This window comes from Helicobacter sp. T3_23-1059 (assembly GCF_053654515.1).
The window spans coordinates 1-342 of sequence record NZ_JBSIUV010000258.1 but is presented as its reverse complement, the minus strand read 5'-3'; the positions used below and the strand labels follow the sequence as shown (position 1 = coordinate 342).

General features: G+C 33.0%; 1 pseudogene. It reads right to left on the bottom strand.

The window, feature by feature from the left end:
- A pseudogene (locus tag ACWIX0_RS14320) lies at positions 1–280 on the bottom strand (hypothetical protein); the annotation flags it as partial.
- Between the last annotated feature and the right edge of the window lie 62 nt (positions 281–342).

Here is a 342-nt window from a genome sequence, read left to right as displayed (position 1 = left end):
CAAAAGCGAAGCAAAAACATTCTCAATGCCATTTATATGATTTTTGCCTTTTGCAAACTCATTTTTTGAGTGTTTGACTCGATAATGTGCTTTTGCCACTTTTGCTTGCAGTTGTAAGCAAAGCAAAGAAATCTACTAATCCATCATAAGCCCCCCAATAATCACTATAAAATTCTGTTTCACTTATATTGCTTAAATCCCTTATTATAGGCAAAAGCTCCTCTGCCAAGCAATGTTTTACAATTTGAGTATAAACACAATTATTTCGTTTTAGCATACCTTTTGCTTGCAGTTGTAAGCAAAATAAAGCAAAAATACAGAAGTTTTCTTATCTGCTACACG